The sequence below is a fragment of the Protofrankia sp. Cr1 genome, assembly GCF_963555865.1.
Lineage (GTDB): Bacteria > Actinomycetota > Actinomycetes > Frankiales > Frankiaceae > Protofrankia.
On sequence record NZ_CAUVXO010000492.1, the window covers coordinates 1 to 3,848 of the forward strand.

The 3,848-nt window shown below is 60.5% G+C and carries 4 protein-coding genes and 1 pseudogene; 2 read left to right on the forward strand and 3 right to left on the reverse strand.

Annotated elements, in window-relative coordinates:
* The 3 genes and pseudogenes from U9980_RS24395 to U9980_RS24405 form a co-directional block, all read right to left on the reverse strand.
* Nucleotides 1-249 (reverse strand): annotated as a pseudogene (locus U9980_RS24395) (IS630 family transposase); the annotation flags it as partial.
* Nucleotides 231-512: a hypothetical protein gene (locus U9980_RS24400; protein WP_322770076.1), complete on the reverse strand. Its 282-nt coding sequence runs from the start codon at nucleotides 510-512 to the stop codon at nucleotides 231-233. The gene U9980_RS24400 and the pseudogene U9980_RS24395, both read right to left, overlap by 19 nt.
* Nucleotides 513-593: 81 nt before the next feature.
* On the reverse strand, nucleotides 594-2,423 hold the full coding sequence (locus U9980_RS24405; protein WP_322770073.1) for a hypothetical protein: 1,830 nt from the start codon (nucleotides 2,421-2,423) through the stop codon (nucleotides 594-596).
* An 801-nt stretch (nucleotides 2,424-3,224) separates the two neighbouring features.
* Between U9980_RS24405 and U9980_RS24410 the strand changes: the two genes are divergently transcribed.
* Nucleotides 3,225-3,404, forward strand: coding sequence for a hypothetical protein (locus U9980_RS24410; RefSeq protein ID WP_322770074.1), 180 nt, complete (start codon nucleotides 3,225-3,227; stop codon nucleotides 3,402-3,404).
* A 33-nt stretch (nucleotides 3,405-3,437) separates the two neighbouring features.
* Nucleotides 3,438-3,824 (forward strand): hypothetical protein, encoded by a 387-nt coding sequence (locus U9980_RS24415; protein ID WP_322770075.1) that lies wholly within the window; start codon nucleotides 3,438-3,440, stop codon nucleotides 3,822-3,824.
* Nucleotides 3,825-3,848 lie beyond the last annotated feature (24 nt).

Genomic DNA, 3,848 nt, shown 5'->3' on the forward strand with positions numbered 1-3,848 from the left:
ATGGGTGGAAAGATTGTCCAGCACGACATGAATTTCCCCGCCGCCGTGAGGCTTGACAGCTTTCTTGAGAAAGGACAGGAATTCCGCGCCGTCATGAGTTGGTCGGCACTCCCCTTCCAGGACATCGATGTAAGTATCCGCCGTGGTCGCGATCCGGGTATGACGCAGCAACGCCCGGATCTCGTTCAGATCCGCCCCCGCGCGGAACAGCAGCATGGCCGAGGTATTTCTCAGATCATGAACGCGTGTCCGGTGACCGCCCGCATCCTCCTCAGTAGCAGGACAGTGACCGGGCGTGCGCGGATGCCCCGCCGCAGCCGCTCAGCGGTCAGCAGACCAGCCAGGAACTCCACCGTCTCGTCGCGTACCGGCAGCACCGAGGTATATGTGAACTCATCGTCGACGCAGAACCCCGGTATGAAGTTAATCTGCGAGAGGACCACCTTCATACCGGGGTTCTGCGTCTTTTCCTTGCACCACAACAGGTTCGGCGTGTCACTCCGGCTAACCACAGGCGACTACCCAATGTCACTCGTCGTTACGCGGAGCTCGATGGCTCTACGCCGAAGTCAGTCGCGCGGGGTGGTTGCGACTCAGGTGTGGTTGAGGTTCCACCAGCCGTTGGGTCCATCGCTCACGTTGTATGCGGTGGCCGTTGCCAGATTCTGTTGCTGGTAGCCAGTGTCGGAGCTGGCGGCGAACAGTTCCACTTTGCCGGTACTGGTATTACGGGTCTTGATGAAGATCAGATCCCGCGAGTATGGTGTGAGGCTGCGGATGCTGAAGGTGCCGTTGTCCCGGTCACCCGCGTTGAATACCGTCGCGCGGTGCAGCAGCCATTGGCAGAAGGAGCAGGATCCCGCAGTGTCCGTTCCCGTGATGTGCACCTCGATCTTGCCACTGCCTGTGTTGCGGGTCTTGATGAACACCAGGGACTCGCCGCCCATCTGGAACACCCCGTTGTCAGCCTCGGCCAGGGGGATGTTGGTTGCTGTGCTGAGATAGGGCGGGGCCTGCGGGTTCCACGAGGGGAGCTTGTGAACTTCGATCATTCCTGAGCCGGTGTTGCGGGTCTTGATGAAAACGATTCCGTCATCTACCAGGTTGAAGACACCGTTGGCTCCGTCGGCTACGTCGAACCACGTCGGGATGCTGACACCATCGCTAAAGTTCGACTCGGCTGTGCGGTAATGCAGCTCTACTTTTCCGCTACCGGTGTTGCGGGTTTTGAAGTAGACTAACTTGTTGCCGACCATCTCGAACGTGCCGTTGCCGTCCTCGGCCGCAGAGAATCCGGACGTGACATGCATGTCGAAGCTCTGGTACGGGTCGGGTGTCTGATGCACCTCGATCATTCCACTACCCGTATTCTTCGTCTTGACAAACGCCAACTTCCACTGGGGAATGTTGAGTTGCCGCCAGCCGTCGCTCGGCGTCCACCGCCAGGGGTGGTATGGCTCCTGTGTGTCTACCAAGAAGTAGGAGGTGCCCAGCGCGACCGCATCGACATCGCTGCAGGCCCCGAAGTTGCAGGCCAGGGGCTCGTCACTCCAGGTCGACCCGTTGAGCCAGCTGTTGTGCATTCGCGTACCGTCGACCCAGGCGGCGTGCAGCGAAGAGTTGAACCAGCCGACCTGGACCCGACCGGCGGCTTGCCCGTTGGCAATGGGCTGCTCGCGCCAGCCATCATTACTGGTGTACCACCACCGCCAGAGCTTGCCGTCGGTGGCATTGCCAACCACGTCGAACTCGCCATTGCCGGTGGACAGAGCGATCCCACCCGTGCCGGGGAACATCTTCTTACCGAGGAACTCGCTGGTCCATGGGCTACCCGGGTCCTTCCAGAAGTGTATCCACGAGCCGACGCAGTGGGCTAGAATATGCAGTTGCCCATTGAAGTTGCCCATGGCCGGGGTGAAGGAACCGTCGCACGATCCGGGGACCACGGTCTGGCTCGACCAGCCGCCCCCGGAGTTCCAGCGGTCGACAAGCGCGCCGCTGGAGGTGACGTAGGCCGTATGCAGCGTGCTGATATCCACTGCCGTGGCCGGGCTGCTGTTCACGCCGCTGCCGACGACCGTCTCTGTCGTCCACCAGCCGGCGTTGTAGTACTTGCGGATCAACGCGCCGCCGCTCTTGTAGAAGACCTGCAGGCTGGTGCCGTAGTTGATGGCCGAGGGGAAACCTTTTTCACCGAAGGGCAGCCCATCATCCAGAACCTCCGAGGTCAGGTTTTCGCCGGCGTGGCCGTAGTAGTGGTAGAGCTTGCTGTTGTTACCGATGTTGGTGGCAACCCTGAAGATCTGCAGCGTGCCGTCCTGGGCATACGACGTGGCGAAGCCGCCCTGGTCGTACATGAGTGCCGCGGAGGCCGGCGCCTGGGCGAGGAACTGACCGGCCAGCACCGCTGCGAGCGCCGTCACGGAGGCCAGTAGCCACCTTCGGCCCCTTGGACCTAACATGGTGAATCCTTCCCGTAGGACGAGCGCGCTCGATAGCTTACGTTGCGGTTTGGAGCAATTGTCAATACCTGGTGTCTCGTGATGCTCTATCCTTTATTTGGCCACAGCGTCGATCAGGCTTCCGACCAGCATAAATGACTGAGTCTGACAAAAATTGACCTGCATCACGAGACACTAGGGCATCAGCTTGATCGAGTTAACTGGTGTCAGATTAATATCAGTATATGTCCATGATCCCATTGTGAAGAAGCAGTTCGTGCCGTTCCACCCCGTGCAGAAGCTCACGACAGCGTTGTCGGTCTGGTTGTTGAAGACGCGATGCGTCCCGTACATATTGCTGAGATTATAGGACGCATAGTAGTAGTATATGCTGGACGGATGTCCGCTATTCCACGAACCGTTAGGATAGATGCAGACCCCGCCAGCGGGGCAGCCCTGGTAGGACTCCGTGGCCTGGGCCGGAGAGGCACCGAGAAGCGTCCCCGGTACCAGTACGGTCACAAGCAGTCCAAGACTAAGGGCGATTTTGCTTAACCGAGTCCGGGCAAGCTTCATCTCGGCACAACACCTTTCGTCGTCGTGTAGCGGGGTAGTCGATCGCCGCGTGCTCGACAATACTCACGGCCAGGACCGCGCTGCATCCTGTGACGTCGCGGATTGACCGCGCCGCCGTAGTGTGCATCGGCGGCTGGTTCACCGCTCCAAAGTGCCACCCGGTCCGCGTTACGGCATTCGCGATGACGGATTCGACTATGATCGAGAGTGACTCGGGATCTGTTTGAAGCGGTTGGCATCTCCGGCTATGGCGTACGTATGGAGGGCGTTGTGAGCTACCTGGTCGTTCAGCCGTTTGCCTGGCCGCGTGACGTCGACGGGCCAGCCACCCCGGCGGTTCGTGGTGAAGCCGCGGCCGTGACCCGTCAACTCGCGCCGGGCGAGTGATTAGCGTTCGGTCGCGGATCCCCAGGCGTCTCGGTGGGCGTCGAGTTGTCCGAACCGAGCGTCTCCCGACTTGCCGGGGAGATCATGGCGGTAGGCGATCACTGGACCTTGACAAATTTCAGCCGCGCCAACTCGTACGTCGTCGACAACATCGAGGGCAGCGGCGAACACATCCAGGTCGCGCCTGGCCGTCGTGCCGCGCCGATTCCGTTCGAGCTGGCCAGGATCGTCATTCCGCCGGCCGCGGGTGAAGCGGTTCCGTTCGAGCCCCTTCTTGCTCCAGGGCAGTCGACTACGATCGGTAGCCGACTGTCGCTGAGTGGGACGTACCGTTACAGAGCATCGACCTTCACCGATCTCTGGGTAGGCATCCGCTCGTGCAGAGCTCGGGACGACACTGACTGTTCTCGTCATGGTTAGTTAGGCGGTGGTCGGCAGCGTTAT